Origin of the sequence: Flagellimonas marina (assembly GCF_042651185.1) — a bacterium.
GTDB classification, from domain to species: domain Bacteria; phylum Bacteroidota; class Bacteroidia; order Flavobacteriales; family Flavobacteriaceae; genus Flagellimonas; species Flagellimonas marina.
Map to the genome: position 1 here is coordinate 255,870 of NZ_JBHSCL010000009.1, position 24,083 is coordinate 279,952.

15 protein-coding genes are annotated in these 24,083 nt (G+C 42.2%); 8 read left to right on the forward strand and 7 right to left on the reverse strand.

Annotated elements, in window-relative coordinates; translation table 11 throughout:
• Nucleotides 1-261 precede the first annotated feature (261 nt).
• From ACFOWS_RS14975 to galB, 3 genes are all read left to right on the forward strand, one after another.
• A complete protein-coding gene (locus ACFOWS_RS14975; RefSeq protein ID WP_379766196.1) occupies nt 262-1,776 on the forward strand; it encodes a carbohydrate binding domain-containing protein in 1,515 nt (504 codons plus the stop codon).
• Nucleotides 1,777-1,877: 101 nt separating this feature from the next.
• Nucleotides 1,878-5,168 carry a VCBS repeat-containing protein gene (locus tag ACFOWS_RS14980; protein WP_379766199.1) on the forward strand — a complete coding sequence of 1,097 codons (3,291 nt, stop codon included), beginning with the start codon at nt 1,878-1,880 and terminating at the stop codon, nt 5,166-5,168.
• Nucleotides 5,169-5,541: 373 nt separating this feature from the next.
• Nucleotides 5,542-8,262, forward strand: a complete 2,721-nt coding sequence (gene galB / locus ACFOWS_RS14985; RefSeq protein WP_379766202.1) for a beta-galactosidase GalB — start codon at nt 5,542-5,544, stop codon at nt 8,260-8,262.
• 12 nt (nt 8,263-8,274) lie between these two features.
• On the opposite strand, the gene ACFOWS_RS14990 is transcribed toward galB, so the two are convergent.
• From ACFOWS_RS14990 to ACFOWS_RS15015, 6 genes are all read right to left on the reverse strand, one after another.
• The gene (locus ACFOWS_RS14990; RefSeq protein WP_379766205.1) at nt 8,275-9,816 is read right to left on the reverse strand and encodes a glucuronyl esterase domain-containing protein; all 1,542 of its coding nucleotides are present in this window, start codon (nt 9,814-9,816) and stop codon (nt 8,275-8,277) included.
• A 1-nt stretch (nt 9,817) separates the two neighbouring features.
• The gene (locus ACFOWS_RS14995) at nt 9,818-12,505 is read right to left on the reverse strand and encodes a sialate O-acetylesterase (RefSeq protein WP_379766208.1); all 2,688 of its coding nucleotides are present in this window, start codon (nt 12,503-12,505) and stop codon (nt 9,818-9,820) included.
• Nucleotides 12,506-12,589: 84 nt separating this feature from the next.
• Entirely contained in the window at nt 12,590-13,783 is a 1,194-nt protein-coding gene (locus ACFOWS_RS15000) for an endo-1,4-beta-xylanase (protein ID WP_379766211.1), read from the reverse strand.
• Between the two features lie 41 nt (nt 13,784-13,824).
• Nucleotides 13,825-14,997 (reverse strand): mannonate dehydratase, encoded by a 1,173-nt coding sequence (gene uxuA, locus ACFOWS_RS15005; RefSeq protein WP_379766214.1) that lies wholly within the window; start codon nt 14,995-14,997, stop codon nt 13,825-13,827.
• 17 nt (nt 14,998-15,014) lie between these two features.
• On the reverse strand, nt 15,015-15,755 hold the full coding sequence (locus ACFOWS_RS15010; protein WP_379766217.1) for an SDR family NAD(P)-dependent oxidoreductase: 741 nt from the start codon (nt 15,753-15,755) through the stop codon (nt 15,015-15,017).
• Between the two features lie 16 nt (nt 15,756-15,771).
• Nucleotides 15,772-17,952, reverse strand: a complete 2,181-nt coding sequence (locus ACFOWS_RS15015) for an alpha-glucuronidase family glycosyl hydrolase (protein WP_379766220.1) — start codon at nt 17,950-17,952, stop codon at nt 15,772-15,774.
• 176 nt (nt 17,953-18,128) lie between these two features.
• On the opposite strand from ACFOWS_RS15015, the gene ACFOWS_RS15020 reads away from it, so the two are divergent.
• The 5 genes from ACFOWS_RS15020 to ACFOWS_RS15040 all read left to right on the forward strand — a co-directional run bounded on the left by ACFOWS_RS15020 (nt 18,129) and on the right by ACFOWS_RS15040 (nt 22,920).
• On the forward strand, nt 18,129-18,575 hold the full coding sequence (locus tag ACFOWS_RS15020; protein ID WP_379766223.1) for a fibronectin type III-like domain-contianing protein: 447 nt from the start codon (nt 18,129-18,131) through the stop codon (nt 18,573-18,575).
• Nucleotides 18,576-18,603: 28 nt separating this feature from the next.
• A complete protein-coding gene (gene uxaC, locus ACFOWS_RS15025; protein ID WP_379766226.1) occupies nt 18,604-20,034 on the forward strand; it encodes a glucuronate isomerase in 1,431 nt (476 codons plus the stop codon).
• 159 nt (nt 20,035-20,193) lie between these two features.
• Nucleotides 20,194-21,168, forward strand: coding sequence for a TRAP transporter substrate-binding protein (locus tag ACFOWS_RS15030; RefSeq protein ID WP_379766229.1), 975 nt, complete (start codon nt 20,194-20,196; stop codon nt 21,166-21,168).
• Nucleotides 21,168-21,644, forward strand: a complete 477-nt coding sequence (locus tag ACFOWS_RS15035) for a TRAP transporter small permease (protein WP_379766232.1) — start codon at nt 21,168-21,170, stop codon at nt 21,642-21,644. The genes ACFOWS_RS15030 and ACFOWS_RS15035 overlap by 1 nt, the downstream gene beginning before the upstream one ends.
• Nucleotides 21,634-22,920, forward strand: coding sequence for a TRAP transporter large permease (locus tag ACFOWS_RS15040; RefSeq protein ID WP_379766235.1), 1,287 nt, complete (start codon nt 21,634-21,636; stop codon nt 22,918-22,920). Before ACFOWS_RS15035 ends, ACFOWS_RS15040 begins: the two co-directional genes overlap by 11 nt.
• Here ACFOWS_RS15040 and ACFOWS_RS15045 read toward each other — a convergent pair.
• Nucleotides 22,906-23,955, reverse strand: a complete 1,050-nt coding sequence (locus ACFOWS_RS15045; RefSeq protein ID WP_366586447.1) for a LacI family DNA-binding transcriptional regulator — start codon at nt 23,953-23,955, stop codon at nt 22,906-22,908. The two genes, ACFOWS_RS15040 and ACFOWS_RS15045, sit on opposite strands and share 15 nt — an antisense overlap.
• Between the last annotated feature and the right edge of the window lie 128 nt (nt 23,956-24,083).

Sequence of the window (24,083 nt, forward strand, 5' to 3'; positions counted from 1 at the left end):
AACGAATTATTTTATGAAAAATTCTACGCAATCGATTGCATCATAATGTTTATTGTGTATATTTACCATATTGAGATTTTTAGTGATGCTTTTTTGCTATAAACCGATAAAACAAGTATGCTAATTTAAAACTTCTCAACATGGCCAATTATTCATTCAAATGCTTCTTTAGGGTATTCGTATGGATTCTTGGTTTTTATCAAATCGTGTATAAACCCACATAATTGAACATAACATAAACTAACTAAAAAAACGAAAATCATGTCAAAAGCCTTTAAATACATAGGTAATTTTCTAGCAGTCGTTGCAATTGTTTTTGCCTTAAGTTGTGAAGAAGACGATTTTTCTGATTCTATAGTAACTGTGGCTAGCATTACATCAGATAATTTTTATCCTGGTGATCAAGTAACCATGGAAGGAGACAATTTTGATGCCGTTCTATTTGTATTCTTGGAAAACAATCAAATTCCCTTTCAATTAGATGGAGAAACATTAACTTTTACGTTGCCTGCAAATGCAGCCATTGGCACCGGATTGGTAACACTGGTAATGCCCGATGGATACGTTGTAGAACGCAATATTGAAGTAGTCGCAAGACCTTTTCCAATTATCATAGCACTATCCACAAATGCCGCACCAGAAGGAGAAGATGTTACCATTAGGGGAACCTCTTTGGACAATCTTCAGTCCGTAACCATTGGCGAGATTGAAGCCAGTGTGGTTTCATCTTCAGCCACTGAGTTGACCATTACGGTTCCAGCGGGGATTGAGGAAAATTTGGAGGCACCCATCAAAGTTGTCACTTCTGGAGGAGAGGCTACCGCTCCTGGAAAATTTTATGTAGGTGAAAATTTACTCCTCAATGGAGGTTTTGAACTTGGGGACGGAGATGATTTTACCAATTGGTCAAAGTTCAATGGTGGCGATGGCATGACCTCTACTACTGCTGACGGTGAAGCCTATTATGGTAGGTCTTTACGTGCCGTGGGTGTCGGTGGAGATGCTTGGAGAACTCAGTTGGCAAGTGATCCTGCTGCAACACAGGTTGATGTGGAATACACCCTGTCCATGTGGATAAAAGCACAGCCAGGAACTCCCGGAGATGGTGGAAATATCAGATTCTCAACCAATCCAGACGCACTTTATAGCGGTAATTACGACATCACTACTGAGTGGCAACAAATTGAGTGGGTATTTACGGCTAATGCTAACCCAGCTAGGGCAGTTCTGGACCTCGGTGTTGTGGCCGATGCTGTATATTTTGTAGACAACGTTACCTTGGTTGCCACAGGTCTTTCTGGACCACAGCCCACAGAAATTTTGCTCAATGGAGGATTTGAAGAAGGAGATGGAGATGATTTTACCAATTGGAGTAAATTCAATGGCGCCGATTTATTAACTGCTACCACAGAAGCCGATGAAGTCCGGAGTGGTTCAAGAGCGCTCAGGGCTGTCGGATTTGGAGGCGATGCATGGCGAACCCAGTTGGCCAGTGATGCCGTCGCCACCGAGGATGGTGTGGAGTACACTGCAAGTCTATGGATTAAAGCTGCACCAGGCCCAGGCAATGGTGGAGTGATCCGAATGTCAACCACAGGAAACGGGGATGCCCAATATCAGGGTGATGTAACCGTAACCACCGAATGGCAAAAAGTGGAGTGGATATTCACTGCAAACAGTACCCAGACTGGTATTGTATTAGATTTGGGAGCCACTCTTGATGCTGTTTATTTTATTGATGATGTGAGTCTGTTGGCACCACCTCAAGAAGAGTAGTACCAACTATTACGTATAAAAGTGATTATTCTTCTTTTCATACTGAAACATAACAATTTAAAAGGCTGCCCTTAGGGCAGCCTTTTTTATATCTTAAGCATATGAAATCGATATTTAGCAATTGGTTTTTAATAGTCTTCTTTGCCTTTACAATGAGTTGTGCTGACTCTGATATCAAAAAGAAGAAAACTTCAGATGCCACTACTCTATTTTCATTGGTTCCCAACACCCAAACAGGCATTAATTTTAAAAATACAGTTAAGCAAGACATTGATTTCAATTATATCGAATACGTATATGCTTTCAATGGAGCGGGAGTAGCCATTGGCGATATCAATAATGACGGTCTGGAGGATATTTATTTTACTTCAAACCAAGACTCCAATAAACTCTACTTAAATAAGGGCGATTTCAAATTTGTTGATGCCACAAAACAAGCGGGACTGGAAGATAGCGAAGGCTGGTCTACCGGGGCAACCATGATAGACATTAATAACGATGGTTGGTTGGATATTTATGTCTGTAAATCAGCTTCGTTAAGAAATGAAGAACTGCGCAGAAATAAGCTTTTCATCAACCAGAAAGACGGCACCTTTAAAAACGAAGCCAAGCAATGGGGTTTGGACCAAAATGGCTTTTCCATCCAATCGTATTTTTTTGATTATGATAAAGATGGGGATTTGGATATGTACTTGGTGAACCATCGCCCAGATTTTGACCAAAGTAGCAAGATTGAGGACAAAACACAACGAGAATATTTCCGGGAAACATCGGACCATTTGTTTCGAAACGAAGGGGATACGTTTGTAGACGTAACGCTTCAAGCAAAAATTCAAAACAAAGAATGGGGGCTGAGTGCCTCCATTGGTGATTTTAACAATGATGGTTGGCTAGATATCTACGTGGCCAATGATTTTATCAATCCCGACTATTTATATATCAACAACCAAGATGGGACTTTTTCAGACCAAATAAACACCCGCTTTAAGCATATTCCATTCAATGGCATGGGGTCGGATTATGCGGATATCAACAACGACCTTCTACCCGATTTAGTAGTGTTGGACATGCTCGCCGAAGACCATAGACGCGGTAAGGAAAATATGGCCTCCATGAATACCCAAGGGTTCTGGAACATGATAGAGGCTGGTTACCCACATTCCTATATGGCAAATACGCTTCAATTGAACAATGGCAACGGTTCTTTTAGTGATATAGGCCAGCTAGCCGGTATTTCTAAAACCGACTGGAGCTGGGCGCCCTTAATTGCAGACTTTGACAACGATGGGCACAAAGACATTTTTGTTTCCAATGGCATAGAAAGGGAATTGGGCAATCAAGATTACAAAAAGGAATCTGTAAGGCAGCAAAGAGAAAGGGGTGCTATGACGGTTCAAGAAATGATGAACATTATGCCGTCCGAAAAAATTGCCAACTATATCTATAAAAATAACGGTGATTTTACCTTTGAAAAAAAGATAGATGGATGGGGATTAGACAAAAAAATAAACACCAATGGAGTCGCTTATGCCGACCTTGACAATGATGGTGATCTCGATTTGGTCATGAACAACATGTCGGATGAAGCCACCATTTATCAAAACAATTCAGTAAACAACTATGTGAACATTAAGCTCATCGGAGATGCCAAAAATGTAAAGGCGGTTGGTGCCAAAGTAAAGGTCTATTCCAAAGAAAAAACACAGTATCAAGAACTGTTTCCTTCCAGGGGATACCAGTCATCTATGGGGTATCAATTAAATTATGGTCTGGGTGATGAAGAAATGATTGACCGTATTGAAGTCACTTGGGGGGATAATTCGGTATTGGCCATGGAAGATGTAAAGGTGAATCAAACTCTCATTTTCGATAAAAAGAATTTTAAGTTCGATGGAATACTTCCCGAAAAAACGGTTAAAAATTTCGCAAGCATCGATCCAGACAGTTTGGGAATAACATTCAAGCATCGGGAAAACACTTTTAACGACTTTGACCTACAGACCCTGCTGCCACAAAAACAGTCTCAAAAAGGTCCTGCCCTATCCGTTGCAGATGTAAACGGGGACGGACTGGATGATTTTTTCATTGGTGGCGCTTTGGACCAAGCTGGGGAAATGTACCTTCAAACCCATGACGGGAAATTCCACAAAACCAATGAATCTTTATTTTTAAATGAACGGAATTACGAAGATATCATTTCGCTGCTCTTTGATGCCGATGGCGATGGCGATTTGGACTTGTATGTGGGCAGTGGCAGCTATGAGATTGGAGAGAACAATCCGTTGCTTCAAGACAGGCTTTATTTGAACGATGGAAAAGGCAATTTCTCAAAATCCAACAAGCTCCCTAAAATGTTGGGGGTGACCAAAGCGGTTGCAACCTATGATGTTGACGGGGATGGCGACTTGGATTTGCTGGTTGGCGGCCAGGTAATTCCCGGAAAATATCCCCTTTCATCCAAGACCTATTTGCTTATGAATGAAAATGGCAGATACCGTGAGGCAATGGAAGAATTGGCTCCGGAACTATCAGATATCGGAATTGTGAATAAAGTACTCTTTACGGATTATGATGGGGATGGTGACCAAGATTTGGCTGTTGTTGGGGAATGGTTTCCGATAACTTTTTTTAACAACGAAAACGGAAAATTCACCAAAGCATCCATTACGGCGTTGAATGACACCGAGGGCTGGTGGAACACCATTACCGAAGTGGATTTGGACAATGATGGAAAGATGGATTATCTAGTGGGCAATTTGGGAGATAACAACAAGTTCCATCCCACAAAAGAAAAACCCCTCCATATTTATTCCACCAATTTTGATGAAGACGGTAAATACGATATGGTATTAAGCAAGGACTATAAAGGTAATTTGGTGCCCGTTCGGGGTAAAGAATGTTCCACAGAACAAAACCCTTTTGTGAGCGAAAAAATCCAGACCTATAAAGAGTTCGCCAATTCCACGTTAATTGATATTTATGGCGAGAAAGAGTTAAACTCAGCCTACCATAAGCAAGCACATGAGTTTGGTAGTATGTATCTCAAAAACATGGGGGATGGCTCGTTTGAAGTGGAAAAACTCCCTACAACAGCGCAATTTGGACCAACCATGGCGTTTGAGGTGATGGATATTAACCAAGACGGTCATTTGGATGTTTTGGGGGTTGGAAACATTTACGAAGCCGAAGTAGAGACTATTCGCTACGACGCCAACACAGGCTATATCCTTTTGGGAGATTCCAAAGGAAATTTGACTCCCTACACAGATATTAGCTTTTTTACCCAAGGCAATGTAAAGGACATGAAAAAGATAACCCTTGGTGGCCAAACGTGCTATTTGATTGCCAACAACGATGAAGAATTGACCATTTTTAAAGCAAAAAAGAGTTAGTGATGCTGATGGTCCACCATTTTTTTCTTGAATGAAAATTTGGGAAGACTCAATTTTTGAATTCCCCCTCCCTCTTCAATTTTTAATACGAAAAAGTGTCTCCAAAAAGAACTGTAACCCTATAAGATTACTAAATCAAACTGAATTGTCAAAATAAATGCAACCGATTGCATTTTCAGAATATTATGTATCTTTAAGACATTTAAATGAGTAGCTAGTATATTCTTAAAAATATATTTACCAATTATAATGGACATAAGAGAAGCCAGCACATAGTTTACGATGTTGTAATTTCGGTGAAGACCGCTTTGCTTTTGGCAGGCGGTTTTCTTGTTTGAAAAAGCAACACCATATTCATAATCAATTCCTAAGCATGATTCAAAGAACCAATCATTATTTCATTGTAATAGCCTCTTTATTGCTAGCCGCTTGCAATTCAACCACAGATGCCATCCAAAACCCTAGGGAGCATATTTCAATCAATAAGGATTGGAAATTTTATAAATATGATTCTCATACAGTTGCGGATGATTTATATTATGACGTCCGTCCAGAAGTAACAGATGTAAACGACTCAAAAGCCGCCGATACGCCTGCAACGGAAGCAGAAAAATTAAAAGCATCAGAAAAAGCATTGAAATCTTACATTTTGCCAACTGCAAATGCTTTTATAAAAGACAGCTCTAGACATTACATAAGACCTGAGGGAAATCCTGAGATAGATTTTCCATTTGTGCAAAGCACTTTTAATGACACTGACTGGGAAGAAGTTACTATCCCTCACGATTGGGCCATAAAAGGTCCTTTTCAAGAAGGTGATAACGCTGAAGTCACTGGCGGAATGGGACGCTTACCGAGTAACGGAGTGGCTTGGTATCGTAAAAAAATTGACATTACAGATGCCGATAAAAACAAGTCTGTTTTCTTAGATGTAGATGGAATCATGTCATACGCTATGGTTTGGTTAAATGGCAATTTAGTTGGTGGTTGGCCTTACGGATATAATTCATGGCGGCTGGATTTAACGCCTTATCTTAATTTCGAAGGTGACAACCAATTGGCCATTCGTGTGGACAATCCCAACCATTCTGCACGTTGGTACCCAAGAGCTGGTATTTATCGCAACATTTGGTTGACCAAGACCCATCAAGTCCATATTGCACAATGGGGAACAACGGTTTCAACTCGCGACGTTTCAGAGGATTCCGCGACAGTGGATTTTTCTGTTTCCGTGGACAATGATTCTGAAACAAGTACCGAAATTGATGTGGTTACCGAAATTTATGCCAAGGAGGATAGTGTATCGGTGGTTGCACTGTTACCAAAAAAGACTTTGACGATAGCTCCCAAAAAATCAAAAAAAATATCTGGCAGTACAACAATTGAAAACCCGAAACTATGGGGTCCACCTCCAACACAAACACCAAACTTATATAAAGCCGTTACAACAATTTCAAAAAATGGAAAAGTCATCGATTCGTACAATACATCTTTTGGAATTCGCTCATTGGAGTTCGACCCAAATCAAGGCATTTTGGTAAATGGCGAACTAGTAAAAATTAAAGGTGTTAATGAACATCACGATTTGGGCGCATTGGGTTCGGCATTTAATGTTCGTGCTGCAGAACGTAAATTGGAAATCTTGAAAGAAATGGGGTGTAATGCCATCCGAATGGCACACAATCCACCAGCACCAGAGTTGTTGGATTTATGTGACAAAATGGGCTTTCTGGTCATTGATGAAGTTTTCGATTCTTGGGAACGTAAAAAAACACCACACGATTTTCATTTAATTTTTCCAGATTGGTATGAAGCCGATACCCGGGCCATGGTACGTCGCGATAAAAATCATCCATCCATAATCATGTGGAGTTATGGCAATGAAGTTGGCGAGCAATACACTGATGAAGCGGGTGCTGAAATAGGAAGGAAATTAGTTGAAATAGTAAAAGATGAAGACCCCACACGTTTAACCACAAGCGCCATGAATTGGGCAAAATCCGATATGCCATTTCCAACGGTTATGGATGTGATCAGTTTCAATTATCAAGGTGAGGGTATTCGACAAGATCCAGTTTTTGATACGGTTACAAATCGCATAAAGACCAAGCCACAATATGAGCCTTTCCATAAAAAATTTCCCAATAAGGTGATCTTGAGCAGCGAAACAGCTTCTGCGGCCAGTAGTCGAGGAATTTATTTGTTTCCCGTAACCGATAAAATAAGTGCCCCAATGTTAAATGGAAATGGCAAGGATGACACTATTTCGCAAGTAAGTGCGTATGAGCTGTATGCCGTGGATTTTGGTTCTTCGGCTGATAAGGTTTTTGCTTCACTCGATAAACATCCGTATTCGGCCGGAGAGTTTGTTTGGACCGGATTTGATTATTTGGGCGAACCTACCCCCTATTATAATTGTAGAAGCTCCTATAATGGCATTATTGATTTGGCAGGTTTTCCCAAAGACAGATATTACCTGTACCAAGCCCGTTGGCGGCCCGATCTGCCCATGGTGCATATTTTGCCCCACTGGAACTGGCCTGAACGAGTTGGCAAGGTTACTCCTGTGCACATCTTCACTTCTGGCGATGGGGTGGAATTGTTTCTCAATGGTACATCACTTGGAAAAAAGAAAAAAGGAGCATTTGAATACCGGCTGCGATGGGATGATGTGATATATCAACCAGGAGAATTAAAAGCCGTTTCCTATAAAAATGGAAAAGTTTGGGCTGAGGAAATGGTAAAAACTACCGGTGTTCCAGCAAAATTAGAATTGGAGGTAGATAGAAATACCATTAATTCGGATGGCTTGGATTTAGCTTACATAACCGTAAGGGTGCTGGATGAAGAAGGTGATTTTGTGGCCAATGCCGAAAATGAAATTGAATTCACCGTTGATGGTCCAGGAGCATTAATTGCGACCGATAATGGAAACCCATGTGATATGACCGAGTTTCCCTCATCCAAAAGATATGCCTTTAGCGGAATGGCCTTGGCAATTGTAAAATCAAAAAGTGGCCAGCCCGGCACGATTAAGGTAACGGCAACCTCAGATGGATTGGAGTTGGCAACCGTTGAAATTGAGAGTAAATAAATTTACTCCCGTTTAGCGGGGTGCTTTTTGATACTCCAAAAAATTATTGACCCACGGGATAAAATGTTTCATGTTGGGCCAATCAGTATGGCCGCCATCATGTTGACGCCATGCCAATTCACCATCTAACATATCAGTATTGTACGGTGGCATTTCTTCCTGCATGTAATCATTGGAAACGCCAAGGTCTTTTGCTCCCAATAGTTTAAAGACTTCCCCGGCAGCAATGGTGGCCATATAGCTCCCTTTCTGGTCCAACCAATGGGCATCTCCTTGTTCCGGGATGCCGTAACTTATAAATGTGGGTCTTGGTGCACAGAGTGCAATCAACTGATGGGAATCCACCGGAAGATCACACCCTGTTTTGCTACCAAAACTTGCCTTGGCAGATGCATATTTCATGTAATTTCCGGCCATCCAATGGGAAGCTCCCATTCCTGCAAGATTTTCAACGGATTCTCCATAGCTTCTCCGATGCAAGGTTGCTCCACCTTTCCCAGAAGAGCCAATCAAACCAGTAGCAAAACGTTGGTCAAACGCCATGGTCACCAAGGCCGCTTTCCCATAACGAGAGACACCTTCGATTCCCACTTTTTTCGCATTTACCAATTCATCTCCTTCCAAGTAGTCTAAAACACGGCTGGCGCCCCATCCCCATGCGCGTAGCGCTCCCCACTCATCGGGTTTACGCGGTTGCCCTTTATTCACTAAACCAATAATTCCATGTGTCAAGCCTGCTGAATTATCGGCTTGTATGCTCGATGGGTCAAGTGTGACATAACCCCAACCTGCATTCAGCAATTGTTCTGTTGAGGGAAGGTCACCTTCGGGCAAGGGTTCCCAGAAATTTGGTCCGGGCAATCTTGTAATGGGACTGTATGCTGGGTATTTGTCAAATATTGCCTTTAGTTTCGGGTCATGCTTGATCATCAATTCCTTAAAGGAGGTATTGAGCGTTTCCATATCCTCTTGCGAAGGTTGCGCCGGGGCAGGAAACGAAGGTCGCCCGAACATGATCAAAACGGGCACTGGCCCCTCAACATTGGCTGGAACCACCAACATGGCATTGATATCCACATTTATGGAAGGATAGGAGCTGTTGTCCACATGCCCCACCAATTGCTTTACAATCACCGGTGTCCTACGGACAAACTCCTTGTCCTCCACTTTTACGGTCCACGTAACATCCGGAATGTTTTTGGGCAATCGACCATATACCTCCCGTTCAAAATCCTCAACCAGTTCTGGACGACGTATGTTCCACCAATCATTTGCATCTTCTACTTTTTTGCCTTTTTTGGTCACCAATACCTCTGGTAATTCTGGGCAAGGGTCCGCTTTGGACTGATCATAGTTGGCGGCATTTTCGGCGGACTGGTCAGGAGTCCGGCCACGTCTTAGCTCGGTTATGCCCAGTTGCTGCATCATATTTTCATGATTTATTCTCCCAAATCTATCTATACTGTCTCGCTCTTCTGGAGATAGAAAAAATTGCGCATTTCCATAAAAGCCAGTGAACATGAGGATGAGTACAAGGTAATGTAATGCCTTCATTTTAGTTTGTTTTTGTCTTGGATTGATATGCTTTTACATTCTTGGCCACCTCAATAAGTGGTGCGGTCCATACTTCGGTATCGTGTTCTTTTAAATATTCCAACAGTTCTTTGTGGGCTTCCAAGGAAACATCCATGGAATGTTCTCCTCCCACACCATGAAAAAGAAAGATCAAGAGAGAATTGGTTTCCACTGCTTTCTTTACCATTCCGATCATCTCATCACCCGATGCGCCCACAATGGCATAGCTGTCCATGCTATAAAGGTCTACTTCATCAATGGTATGCATTTCTGAACGCACGGCCCTGGCTGCTACCAAATCATCCTTGAGTTCATCAATGAAAAAATCATCTCCGTTTACGGTAAAATCACCACAGGTATAGGCAAAGGTTCTTTCCTTTTTACCATCCAAAGCTTCAAGTAGGGTGTTGTTGATTTTGATTTCATCTACCATACGTTGAACGGTGTAGGTAGCCATGTCATAATCTGGTTTCACCCATGGTCTGCTTTCCTTGGCGATACAAGGATGAAAAATGGTATGATTGGCCAATTCATGGTCATTCCATGTGATTCGTTTCCAATCGTTTAACCGATTTCTGAAGGCTTCGGAAAACGTGGAGACATAAAATGTTCCTTTTAAATTCAGGGAATCCAACAAAGGGGCCACATTGTCCAAATGAACGTTCAAAGCATCATCATACGTAAGAATGACCGCTGCTTTTTTGCCTTGCCAAGGCAGTAGGTTGAGTTCTTCATTATCAAAATTTTGAAAGGGAGATGCTGGCAATCCTTCTTTGTTGTAGAGATTAGCGCCTCTGGGGTTATCGGCCCAAGCATAACGAACATAAGCTGGGCGAGGCACCTCATCGCTTTCTACCACAACTGTGTTTCCAACGATTTGGGCATCGGCCCACACAAATTCTTGATCCTGCCCAGCAATTTCAAATCGATGTAATGGCTCACCATCATTGGATACCAATCCACTTCCAACGGAATCAAAATGAAGCACAATTTTATCGCCTTGGATTTCCGAAGATTTGAAAATGGGTCCTGAATGCACCACATCTTCACCATAGGCCAATTTTAAGGCACCCAGTGCTAACCGCTTGCCGACCCCTTCCTTGTTCAACGGATGAATGTCGTTCCATTCCCCTAAATCGATGATGACTGCCATAGCCGTATTGTGAACAGAGAGCGTCTTGAACTGCGAAAATCGGAGTTCCGCCCAATTGCTCTCCGTTGGGAGGTAATCCACATCTTGAAAGTTGGCGAGTTGCACCCAAAGAAAAGGGGCATTGGGCTTGTTGAATTTTTCACGCCAATCTTCAATCAAGGCTGGAAGATAATCGGCATATTCTTTTGGTCGACCTGTATTGGATTCACCTTGATACCACAACATCCCCGTAATGGACATGTTGGTCAACGGGGCAATCATGGCATTGTAGAGGGCAGTAGGTTGGTTTTGTGCCCAAAACTGGTTGTAACTGCTGCCACCTCTTCTCCCTCTTCGAAAGGATTTAAAGACTTCTCCCACTTTGTATTGCCACTCCCCTTTTAAATCAACGCTGATTCCATTGGCGGTAAGCTCATAATTTTTATCGGGGACAAATCCTCCTTTTCCTCCTGAATTCCTAACCCGAACCACAACAAGATTCTTCCCTTTCTTTAAAACACCTTCGGGAACGGTATATCTTCTGGGTGGGTATTGATAGGTTATGTTTCCTATTTTGGTACCATTCACATATACTTCATCGGCATCCACAATCCGTCCCATAAAAAGTTTGGCCTCGGCTCCCACCAGAGCATCAGGGATTTCCAATTCCCTACGGAACCATACCACACCGTTCAAGTCTCTTAAACCTTGATCTTCCCAATATCCAGGAATGTAGTAGTTGTTCCAACCTTTAGGTTGATATTCATTTTCATACCATTTGATGGGACCGGTTAGGCCCTTATCCTGAATCTCAGGTTGAACGTTTGGAGCAGGGGGTCTTGTAGTAAATTGGCTTGAATAGTTTTCATCCTTATTTTTTTGGATGGTTGCCAAGTTGTTGGGAAACTCCTTAAATCCGTCTTCACTGATCCACGATTCAATGGGCGTACCCCCTACACTTGAATTGATGATACCGATTGGAACTCCGTATTTTTTATAAAGATCTTTTGCAAAGAAAAAGGTCACTGCTCCCATTGGCATGATATCTCCGGCCACAGCCGGTTTCCATTCTCCAGCGGGTAGGTCTTTTTCAGGACCTGATACGCTTGAAAGCGTTGGAATAAAGAAATTCCGAATTTCTGGATAGTTGGCATTGGTCACCTCATCTGGGTATTTTTCTTTGACCCGCTCCATTGGCGTAACCATGTTTGACTGCCCGGCTCCGAGCCAAACATCTCCAAAAAGAACATCACTCACGGAAATCTCGTTTTTGCCTTTAAATTTTATCGTGTAGGGCCCACCAGCCTTTTGTGGTTTAAGTTGAATGGTCCAATCCCCATTTGGGTCGGCTATGGTTTTGTGCTTTTTACCTTTAAAGGTCATCTCCACTTGCTCATTGGGTGAAGCCCATCCCCAAATCTTTATGTTTTCATCTCGTTGCAATACCACACCGTCACTAATCAGTCTAGGGAGTTTAATCTGGGCATTCCCTATAGTTGTCAATAGGAAACCTGCGACAAGTAGTACGTTTTTCATAATGTTCTGTTTAGTATCAAAAAAACCATGATGAAGCTTTTGGTCATTTCTTCATCATGGTTTTCGTATTTCATCCTTACTATTTTACTCTGGATTTTCCTCATTAAGCCCAGCAACCAGCCCTCTATGGGAAATCTTCGTATTAAAATCATTATCATAGAGCAGGGGCCAATCGGAACCTCCATCATACAACCAACTATCTTGATCGCGAAAGCCCCATAACGTCAATCCAAATTGCTGTGCTGGTGGCACAATAGTGCTGTAATAATAGCCTGCTCTTTGGTATTGGAATTCTTGTGCTGCAGCTCTTTCTTCCGTCAACTCCGTAATGTCATCCCCGTAGTTGACCTTTACATCCAGCTCGGATATGTGGACCAGTAGACCTGTGTCCGATATTGCTTGGATGGAAGTGGGCAAATCCGATGAAGGCCAATCATGGTTCAGGTGCATTTGCATACCAATACCATCGATAGGAATCGAATTCGTGATAAAATTATTTACCATACTAATAATGGCATTTCTTTTGTCAACCTGTCCGGCGATGTTGTAATCGTTATAGAAAAGTTTTACATCTGGGTCGGCCTCCCTGGCCCACTGAAAAGCCTTCTCATGGAAATCGTTTCCTATGCGTTGCGTAAAAAGGGAGCTTCTTACCGACGACCCATCAAAATATTCGTTGACAACATCCCAAGAGGCTACTATTGGATTTCCATCGTCATCTTCTGCTTCTGCAAAATGGGCCACCGTAGCTTTCACATAGCCTTCCACTTGCGCTTCAAATTCCTCATCGGTTCCGGTAAAATTGTTCAACCAATTGGGTATGGATTGATGCCATATGAGCGCATGGCCATGCACTCGATGTCCATTTTCCTTGGCATAGGCCACAATGGCGTCACCATCGCTAAAATCATACGTGTCCGGACCTGTGAACATATTGGCCATTTTCATATCATTTTCAGCCGTGATGCTATTATATTCAGTGTTCAATATCTGCTTGAAAGTTGTGTTGGCCGTTGAGGTGGAAGCTAATTTACTGGCGGAGACAATATTTCCAATCGGAAAGCTGGCAACATTCTTTAAATCTTCTGTGGCATCATAAACGAATGGGCCTACAACAGGGACATCGTCATCATCGTTGTCAGGATTGTCATCATCAGAGCCTCCGGGGTCAATATCATCGGAAGGGCCACCAACCTGAGGACCGGTGTCATCACTTCCTGAGCTGCATCCCGCGACTACCAATAAAATCATTAGAATTACAATTTTTACTGTCTTCATTTTCTTAATTTTTAGCTATTTTTTATTTTTCTCGTTTTAATTTATTCCTGTTTTAACTTGTAGGCTATTCCTTGTTCCAACCCCCTGATTTCAGCCAGTCCTTTTAGCCTCCCAATCAAGGAATACCCAGGGTATTTTTCTTCACGTTCAAATGAATGGAGGAATCCATGATCAGGCCGCATGGGAAGTCCCTTTTTGTTTTTTTGCATCAACACCAAAAGTTTCTCCACAATGGCCTCCATGGGATTGTCCCCATTAAGGTGCTCGGATTCCCGGAACCGTTTACCTTCTTCCCGTTTGACATTCCTGAGGTGTAAAAAGTGGATACGATTACCATGTTGATCTATAATCCGAACAAGATTGTTGTTCGGATTGGCCCCTAAAGACCCTGTGCAATAGCAAAGTCCATTGGCATTGATGGGTACTCCACTTAAAATTGCTTTGATGTCATTTTCCGTGGATACCACCCTGGGCAATCCCAAAACGGAAAAAGGAGGGTCGTCTGGGTGTATGGCCAATTGAACTCCCAATTTCTCTGCCACGGGTGCTACTTCGGATAAAAAATGAATCAGGTTCTTCCGTAAATCCTCATCACTGATTCCCTTGTAGTCATCCAGTAATTCCAGCACTTTCTCCTTGGTGAAACTTTCATCACTCCCGGGAAGACCCAACAGCACATTATTGTAGAGTTTTTGTCTTTCCGTATCATCCAAAGTGTTGCCATAGGCAATGGCTCCATTCAACTTTTCCTGACTGTAATCTTCTTCAGCCCCGGAACGTTGCAACAAAAACACATCAAAAAAGATAAAAGCTCGTTCATCAAACAAAAGTGCTTTGGTTCCATCGATATTTTGATAGGCATGGTCCGTTCGGACCCAATCCAAAATGGGCATAAAATTGTAAGCGACCACTTTTAGACCACATTGGGCAATGTTCTCCAGACTCTTTTTATAGTTGGCGATGTATTTTTGGCAATCACCCCCCCTTCGTTTAATGTCCTCATGGACTGGCAAACTTTCAATTACCATCCATTCCATGCCCGCTTTGCGGATTACCTCTTGCCTTTCTTGGATATCCTTTACCTCCCAAACATCGCCAACAGGAATTTGATGCAGGGCCGTAACAATTCCCGTGACCCCACTCTGGCGAATATCGGTTAATTTAACCCCATCATGTGGACCATACCAACGCATGGTCTGCTGCATTTTTACCATATAGTTTTCATTTGTAATCAAAACCCGATACTGTTCCCTCCATCTATAGGAAGTACTGTTCCTGTTACAAATTTAGCTTGCTCGGATGCGAAGAAATACACTGCATCTGCTATGTCCTCTGGCATTCCCATTTTTCCCATGGGGGTTCTTGAAAACACCTTTTCCTTTCTTGGCGGGTCCGAATCAAGGGCCTTTGCCGTCATTTTGGTCTTGATAAAACCAGGTGCAACACAGTTGGTTCGAATATTGTACTGGGCCAAATCCACTGCCATGGCCCGGGTCATTCCCTCAATTGCTGTTTTGCTGGCCGAATAGGCAATCACCTTTGGCATACCGTATTGCGCTGCCATGGAACTAATGTTGACGATGCTTCCGCCTCCGGTTTCCTTCATTTTTTTGACAACTTCTCTACTGATGGCAAACACACTGAACACATTGGTCCGTAGAATTTGTTCAAACTCGGCATCGGTCACATCGATGAAATCCTTTTTCATATTAATTCCGGCGTTGTTAACCAATACGTCAATGTGTCCTTCTTTTTTGAAGATATCCCCAACTATTTGAGGAATTCCATCAAGATCGGTCAAATCAAAGATTACAGGAACGGCGTTTTCGCCCAATTGTTCGCAAGCTTCTTCAGTTCGCTCTTTGGTCCGGCCTATGATATAGGTTTTGATTCCATGGTCGCAAAACTTCTTTGCGGTGGCAAAACCCAATCCCGAATTGCCTCCGGTAACTATGGCTACTTTTTTATCCATTAATTTGTTTATAAGGTTAGTTCCATGTAGGCCGGATGCCCGGTGCAAATGGATATTTCAACGATTTGTAATAGTCCAATGTATGTTTGGGAGTTTCCATCTCTTTGGGAAAATCCATTTTTGAAAATGTCTGGAAGTAAAGCATACAAGCATCTTTCCACCATATGGCTTCTTTAAGCTGAATGTTCAGCAGCATGGAAACCTGATGATGACGGTTTTTATCCACATAAGGCTCCATGGTCTTCCATGTTTTGATCATGTCACGAACTTTTTCTACGCCCTCTTGGTACTTCAATCCCAATCCATCCCAAAGGGTGCGTCCATTTTTTAAGGTATAATCCCAAGGCAAATGATGGAACCACAGTAGATATTCTTCGGGACATGTTTCTAGGTCTGTGAACATTTTTTCTACTTCAGGCGCGTATTGCGACAAGGCATCACTTCCTGTTCTTGTCCTGTCGAAACCTATACCCTCACTATCCACTTTGTGATAATACACTGGGTTCCATTCCGGTCTGGAAAGGTTGTTCACCCAGGGTCCAGGGCCGTAATGATGGCCCGTATCAAAAATATGGTGCAATCCAAGTGGGTTCATGTAGTTGACTACGGCTTCTCTGGATTCAATCATCATTTGTTTTACAGGCTGCACAAATTTTTCATCGTTGCTGAATGTAAGCCTTAACCATTCATCAGCAATATTCTCCGAAGTCATGTATGGATTCCAGGCCAGTCGCCCAAACCCATACCAATCGGCTTGACCAAAGGGGTGACCTGTCCAATTGATGTCATTTCCCACATTGGATACCCCTGCCATCCCTGTAAGTTTTTTGTTGTTCAATGAACCGTCAATCACCTTGGCGACCAAAGAACCTTTGCCCTTTCTATAGGTATCGGACTGCAGAACTTCTTCAAAAAGTTTGGGTAGGAATACTAAATGTGTGGCAAATCCCAAATACTCTTTAGTAATTTGAAACTCCATCATCACAGGCGTGTTGGGCATTGCTCCAAACAAGGGATGAAAAGGTTCCCTGGGCTGAAAATCAATCGCTCCATTCTTTACCTGAAGCAAGACATTATTCTTGAATTTACCATCTTCTGGCAAAAACTCGGAATAGGCCTGTTTTGCCCTGTCGGTTGGGTCATGCTCCGAATAGACAAATGCCCGCCAAATGACCAATCCACCATAAGGTTCCAACGCATCAGCCATAAGGTTGGCGCCATCCAAATGGCTCCTGCCATAATTTTGGGGGCCGGGTTGCCCTTCGGAATTGGCCTTCACCAAAAATCCGCCAAAATCGGGAATCATGGTGTAAATTTCTTTGGCCTTATCTTTCCACCATTGAATTACATTGGCATCCAACGGATCAGCGGTTTCCAATCCTCCTATCTCAATTGGCGCCGAGAACCTTGCGGTTAAGTAAACTTTGATGCCGTATGGGCGAAACACTTTGGCCAAGGCTTTTACCTTTTCCAAATACTGAGGGGTCAAGATAAGTGCGTTCGCGTTCACGTTGGTCAGTACGGTTCCATTGATACCCACGGAAGCATTAACCCGGGCGTAATCAATATAACGTTGGTCAATGTATCCAGGAAGTGTATGCCAGTTCCAAATGGAAAAACCCGCATATCCACGCTCAATGGTACGGTCCAGATTGTCCCAGTGGTTTAATACCCGAATATCCACTTTGGGAATTTCAGTGATATCAAGATTTGACAAAGAGGAATTCATTTGCAACAAACGCAAGAAATTAAAAGTGCCATACAAAAGGCCAATATCTGCGTTTGAAGTGACCACCACATATGAGGCATTCTTCAATTGTACGGTTTTAATTTTATATCCTTCACCGGAAAGGTCATCCATATTGAAATTACCCTTAAGCTCCTGTGGCAGTTCATTGTATTTAGAAACAATCAATTGGTTTCCCGTTCCATTGTATTTATGAAAAACCACTTCCGTGTCTAGCAGTCCACCAAGTCCCATTTTCAATTCTTTTTTAATCGCTGCATGTGTTTCTCCTGACCCTTCTAAATAAACCGATTGAATTTTGGACCGATATTCAGCTAGCAAATTCTGATCCATAACCTTGGTGTAATTCAACCAAAGTTCGTATCCATTTGACATTGAAAACGATGCGAAAGAAACAAACAGAAAGATGCCAAAAAAATACTGTACATTTAGTTTTATGGACTGTTTCATAATTTAGAATTTGACAAAAAAAAATCGATTAATTATTAAATCAATCAATTGCACTGAGTAAAATAAGTAAAAAATTCATAGATTAACAAAATGTTTAACGCAATCGATTGCAAAAATCGATATTTTTACGAAATTTGACACTCCAATACGAAAATCATAGCAATCAAAATCAAATTATGAACTTTTATAAATTAGCTTTTGGATACACCTCTCCTTTCCTTGTACCATTCAAAGAAGTTTCCCAAGACAAGGCTACCGGGTTGGCAACGTCTTTGGAAACCGAATACAATTTTTCATTATGTGGCACTTCCGGAAATTTGGATAGTTCCGAACCAACCTTTTCAACAAACAATAAAGTGAGCCCTGCGGATACGAAAGCTTCGAAAGTCGTTTCAAATTATTATCAGCTGTATGGTGTTCAACATATCAAAATAGCACCGAATGCGTCCAAAAACGTTACCTTCACCCTTAAACCAGAGGTGTTCCAGATGGTGAACAACGAAGGGGAACGTGTTTTTGAACCTAGGGTGTTTACCATTCATGTTGGTGGTAGCAGCCCCATGAAACGTAGTCAAGAACTTGGAGCTTCATCCATGAGTACAGGAACCATCACTCTCTATTAATAACTTTTTAAGGAATAGAAATCATAGCATGAAGAAATTTATCCATGAGGATTTTTTGTTGGAAACAGACTATGCCAAAGAACTATATCATGACTATGCAAAAGGTCAGCCCATCATAGATTATCATTCTCACTTACCACCGAATGAGCTTGCGGAAAACAAAAACTTTGAGAATGCCACAAAGATTTGGATAGAGGGTGATCACTACAAATGGAGAGCCATGCGTGCTTTGGGAGTTCCCGAAAAGTATATTACCGGTAAAGCTACTGATGCTGAAAAATTTCAAAAATGGGCCCAAACGGTGCCCTACACGCTACGAAATCCACTCTATCATTGGACTCATTTGGAGTTGAACCGCTATTTTGGAATAGACGAACTTTTGACACCAGATAGCGCCGAAGGCATTTATGAGCAATGCAACATAGCATTGAAAAAGCCCACTTTTTCGACCCAGAATTTGGTGGGTAGAATGAATGTTGAGGTGGTATGTACCACCGATGATGCTTTGGATGACCTAGCACATCATATCAAACTAGCAAAGTCAGATTGTCCAGTGAAGGTGTTTCCCACCTTTCGCCCAGATGGATTGATTGATATTGAAAAAGTGGATTTCTCGGATTACATCTCCACACTTTCAAAAATTACCGGAGTCACCATAACAGATTTAGCTTCTTTAGGTGAGGCCACCAAGAAAAGGGTTGACTTTTTCCATGAAAATGGTTGCCGACTTTCTGATCATGGTCTGACTCACGCCTACGGGTATGCGTATGATGAGTCGGAGATCAATCAAATCCTTTCCAAGCGATTCGATGAAAAGTCAATTTCTAAAAAAGAAGTACTACAGTACAAATCTGCCATTCTTCATCTTTTGGGGCAATTGTATGCTGAAAAAAATTGGGTGATGCAGCTTCATTTAGGCCCAATCCGGGATACCAACAAAGCCATTCTGGCAAAAATCGGAATAAATGCAGGAGTTGACAGCATTGGAGATTATCCTCAGGCCGAACAATTGGCTAGTTTTTTAAATAGACTGAACAACAGTGGCAGTCTTCCAAAAACGATTTTATATAATTCCAATCCCTCAGACAATGAAGTGTTTGCCACAATGGCGGGCAACTTTACCGGTGAGGACATCAAAAGTAAGGTTCAGTTTGGGACTGCATGGTGGTTTTTGGACCAAAAGGATGGTATAAAAGACCAACTCGATACGGTTTCCAATATGGGGCTACTGAGTTGTTCCGTAGGAATGCTCACAGACAGCAGAAGCTTTCTTTCGTTCCCAAGACACGAGTACTACCGCAGGGTGCTTTGCAATATCTTGGGTAATGATCTTAAAGCCGGGCTTTTGCCCCATGACATGAAATGGATTGGAAAGATTGTTCAAGATATTACCTATAACAATGCTAAGGAATTTTTTCAATTTCCAAGTTTGGTAGAGAACCTCAGCTTAAAAAAATAAGCCCAAAGCACATTTTCAAAAGTTACTTTTATACGTCACGTACATGAAAAGACATTCGCGATACAATGTTCTAAAAACAATGCAAGAAACCGGTTCTGTGCCTTTGTTCTATAATGCCGAAGGAGGGTTCAATGCCGTTACCCAAGAGCTGAAAAGTGTATGAATCTCAGGATAATTCTCATATTTTCTATTTTACTGCTTTCCTGTCAACCTGATAAAAAAGCGGCAAATACCATTAAGCTGGCCCACAGTTTGGGGGTAACACACCCTGTTCATAAGGCAATGGTGCATATGGCCGAATTGGTCTCCAAAAAATCTGATGAAACGCTGAAGCTTGAGATCTACCCAAGCAGTCAGTTGGGTTCGGAACAGCAATGTTTGGAACTTCTCCAAATAGGAAGTTTAGGAATGACCAAGGTCTCGGCAGCCGTTATGGAAAACTTCTCGCCAGACCTAAAAGTTCTAGGGTATCCCTATTTGTTCAGGAATGACGAACACCGCTTCAAAGTGTATGATGGCCCGATTGGTGAGCAACTCCTTGCAGGTTCCGAAAAATATTGGCTGAAAGGATTGACCTATTTTGATGCTGGGAGCCGTTCATTCTATACCAAAAGTACACCCATTGAATCGCCAGAGGATTTGGAAGGGTTAAAGATTCGTGTAATGCAAAGCCCAACCGCTATTGAAATGGTTAAAAAATTTGGAGGCTCTCCTACTCCCATTTCGTGGGGTGAACTGTACACCTCGTTACAACAAGGTGTTGTGGATGGTGCCGAAAACAATTTGCCTAGTTTTTATTCCTCCAAACACTATGAGGTGTGCAAATTTTTGTCCATGGATGAGCATACCGCCATTCCAGACATTTTGGTAATCAGTACCATTATCTGGGACAAATTGAATGACTTTGAGAAAACTTGGATTCTGGAAGCAGCAAGGGAAGCAACGGTGCACCAACACAAGCTTTGGAAAGAAGCTGAAGAAGAAGCTTTGAATAAAGTAAAACAGTCGGGAGTTCAGGTTTTTTATCCCGATAAAAGTCGTTTCGAAGAAAAATCAGAATCCATGTTCCAAGCGTTAAAAGAGCAAGATGAGCATCTGTATGAGCTTGCAGAGAAAATAAAGAGTGTAAAGTGATGAAAAAACACATTGATCATTTTTTGGAATGGATTCTTGCGCTGTTGTTGGGCGTAATGGTCTTGGATGTGTTTTGGGGTGTAATTACACGATATATTCTAGATAGCCAAAGTTCTTGGACCGATGAATTGGCCCGATTTCTTCTTATCTGGTTAAGTATTTTGGGCGCGGCATACGCATCGGGCAAAAAATTGCACATCGCCATTGATGTATTGCCGCAATATTTGAATGAGCGCAATCAGAAAATTCTCGATATCGTCATTACCGTTATTGTACTTTTATTCGGTATTGCTGTTTTTCTGGTAGGAGGGCTTCGCTATGTCTATATCTCGTTTGCACTTGGCCAGACCTCCCCAGCATTGAACCTCCCCATAGGTTTTGTTTATATGGTGCTGCCCATTTCAGGGCTTTGTATCATGTACTATAACCTTTTGGACCTTTTTATCATCATCAAAAATTTGAAAAATGGAAATTAGTATTCTCGTATTGAGCTTTCTTATTTTGATTTCCATTAGGGTTCCTGTGGCGTGGAGTCTTGGTATCTCAGCCTTATTGACCTTGTTGGTGAGTGTTGACACCTATCCGGCGCTGACAACCATTGCACAACGTATTGTAACCGGATTGGACAGTTTTTCCATTTTGGCCATTCCTTTCTTTATCCTTGCAGGACATATCATGAACAAAGGCGGAATTGCTGAACGGTTGATTGATTTTGCCAAAGCTTTGGTGGGGTCGCTTCCAGGGGGGCTGGCCCATGTAAACATAGTTGCCGCTATGCTTTTTGGTGCTATAGCAGGATCCGCAGGAGCTGCAGCAGCAGCTATAGGTGGATTTATGTCTGATAAAATGGAGGAATCGGGATATGATAAAGGGTTTGGTGTGGCTGTAAATGTTACTTCGGCCACAACAGGTTTGGTGATACCGCCCAGTAATATTTTCATCATTTATTCCGTGGCCAGTGGAGGGGTAAGCATTGGCGCTCTATTCTTGGCGGGTTATCTCCCCGGAATCTTAACTGGTCTTTTATTAATGATGGTCGCTTATATTTGGGCCAAACGAAAAGGATACCCCACTGCGGACCGTAGTTCCTTAAAAAATGTTCTCCGCACCTTTGTAAGGGCATTGCCCAGCCTTTTTTTATTGATTGTGGTTATCGGCGGCATCGTAGCAGGAATTTTCACGGCAACCGAAGCATCTTCAATTGCTGTGTTGTATTGTCTCGTCTTAGCTGCCGTTTATGGGGAAGTATCCTTCAAGAATATTCGTCCCATATTGGTGGAGTCCTCATCGACCATAGCCATTGTAATGCTGTTGATTGCCATGTCCATGGCCATGTCCTGGGTACTGTCCTATGAAAATATCCCTCAGGCGGTCACTGAAGCTTTGTTGGGTCTGAGTGACAACAAAATCATGGTATTAATTCTAATCAACATTATATTGCTCATCGTTGGGATTTTTATGGATATGACCCCAGCCGTGCTGATCTTTACGCCCATTTTCCTTCCGGTGACCACAGCACTTGGCATTGACCCTGTTCATTTTGGAATCATTATGGTATTGAACCTCTGTATTGGGTTGTGTACACCACCTGTTGGAGCTGTACTCTTTATTGGAATTGGCGTAGCCAGAACGACCATACAAAAGGTAGTACGTCCACTATTGCCTTTATTTTTGGCGATGATTATCAGCTTGATTTTGGTAAGTCTTTTCCCTGAATTGAGCTTGTGGTTACCTAGATTATTTGGTTTCTAGGGTATGCACTTTCTTCAAGGAAGAATCCCTAACAATGATTTCTGTCCCCAAAACGGTGATTTCAGAAAGATCGGTATCGTAATTTTGACCTGAGTGGTCCAGGATACGTCTGGCCGAAATAGCCCCCATTTTACTCGCAGGATGGGAAACCGTGGACAGGGAAGGCTGTACTATGGAAGCAATAGGGTCATCATTAAAGCCAATAACTGCCAAATCCTGTGGCACATTGACTCCCATTTTCTTTGCACACATAATTGCGCTCACCGCAGCGGTATCATTAGCTGAAAAAATGCCGTCAGGCGGATTCGACATTTTCAACAGTTTCTTGGTTGCTTTGTTCCCTTCCTCAAAGCTCAAGGTTTTAAAGTGTATAATAAGATCTTCTTCAATGGGCAGTCCGTTTTCCCGAAGTGCATCCAAATACCCCTTTTTCCGCTCTTCATATACATTTCTATGCTGGGCTCCCGCAAAATGGGCAATTCGGGTACACCCCTGTTCTATGAGATGCTTGGTGGCCGAATACCCTGCTGTGTAATTGTCGATGACCACCTTGTAGGAGTTAAAATTATCCGGGACCCTATCCACAAATACAATGGGAATGCCTTTGTCTATAAATTTTTGAAAATGGCCCATATCAACCGTTTCCATAGAAAGGGAAACCACAAGGCCGGTAATCCTACTATCGTACAATGCGTTGCAATTGCTGATTTCGTTCTCGTACTTGTCATTGGATTGGCTGATCAGAACATTGTAGCCGGATTTTCTTGCTGTTTCCTCTATACCGCTGATCAAAGATGCCATAAAGGGCCTGTTGATTCTAGAAATAAGTACACCTATGGTATTGCTTTTATTATTTCTAAGCCCGGCAGCGAGATTGTTAGGACGGTATCCCATTTCCTCAGCAGCCTCTTTGATCAACTTTATGGTTTTTTTACTGATGCTCTTATGATTGTTCAAAGCTCTTGAAATAGTCGAGGGAGAGTAGTTCAATTCTTTGGCGAGATCATAGATCGTAACCTCCTTTTTAATCTTCATCTGTCAAAATGCGGTTAGGTATCCAAGTCCAAGAATAGAAACGGACTTGAATTTCAAGTTACTAATTTAACTTTTAGTTTCCTTTTTGAATAATTTTTTTCAAATTGTATGTTCAACACTTTTGCTAA

Bases quoted from the DNA above. Each gene is read 5' to 3' on its own strand.
- galB (WP_379766202.1), top strand. From the start codon at position 5,542: ATGATTCAAAGAACCAATCATTATTTCATTGTAATAGCCTCTTTATTG.
- ACFOWS_RS15015 (WP_379766220.1), bottom strand. From the start codon at position 17,952: ATGAAACAGTCCATAAAACTAAATGTACAGTATTTTTTTGGCATCTTT.
- ACFOWS_RS14990 (WP_379766205.1), bottom strand. From the start codon at position 9,816: ATGAAGGCATTACATTACCTTGTACTCATCCTCATGTTCACTGGCTTT.
- ACFOWS_RS14980 (WP_379766199.1), top strand. From the start codon at position 1,878: ATGAAATCGATATTTAGCAATTGGTTTTTAATAGTCTTCTTTGCCTTT.
- uxaC (WP_379766226.1), top strand. From the start codon at position 18,604: ATGAAGAAATTTATCCATGAGGATTTTTTGTTGGAAACAGACTATGCC.
- uxuA (WP_379766214.1), bottom strand. From the start codon at position 14,997: ATGGTAAAAATGCAGCAGACCATGCGTTGGTATGGTCCACATGATGGG.
- ACFOWS_RS14975 (WP_379766196.1), top strand. From the start codon at position 262: ATGTCAAAAGCCTTTAAATACATAGGTAATTTTCTAGCAGTCGTTGCA.
- ACFOWS_RS15035 (WP_379766232.1), top strand. From the start codon at position 21,168: ATGAAAAAACACATTGATCATTTTTTGGAATGGATTCTTGCGCTGTTG.
- ACFOWS_RS15000 (WP_379766211.1), bottom strand. From the start codon at position 13,783: ATGAAGACAGTAAAAATTGTAATTCTAATGATTTTATTGGTAGTCGCG.
- ACFOWS_RS15040 (WP_379766235.1), top strand. From the start codon at position 21,634: ATGGAAATTAGTATTCTCGTATTGAGCTTTCTTATTTTGATTTCCATT.
- ACFOWS_RS15030 (WP_379766229.1), top strand. From the start codon at position 20,194: ATGAATCTCAGGATAATTCTCATATTTTCTATTTTACTGCTTTCCTGT.
- ACFOWS_RS14995 (WP_379766208.1), bottom strand. From the start codon at position 12,505: ATGAAAAACGTACTACTTGTCGCAGGTTTCCTATTGACAACTATAGGG.
- ACFOWS_RS15010 (WP_379766217.1), bottom strand. From the start codon at position 15,755: ATGGATAAAAAAGTAGCCATAGTTACCGGAGGCAATTCGGGATTGGGT.
- ACFOWS_RS15045 (WP_366586447.1), bottom strand. From the start codon at position 23,955: ATGAAGATTAAAAAGGAGGTTACGATCTATGATCTCGCCAAAGAATTG.
- ACFOWS_RS15020 (WP_379766223.1), top strand. From the start codon at position 18,129: ATGAACTTTTATAAATTAGCTTTTGGATACACCTCTCCTTTCCTTGTA.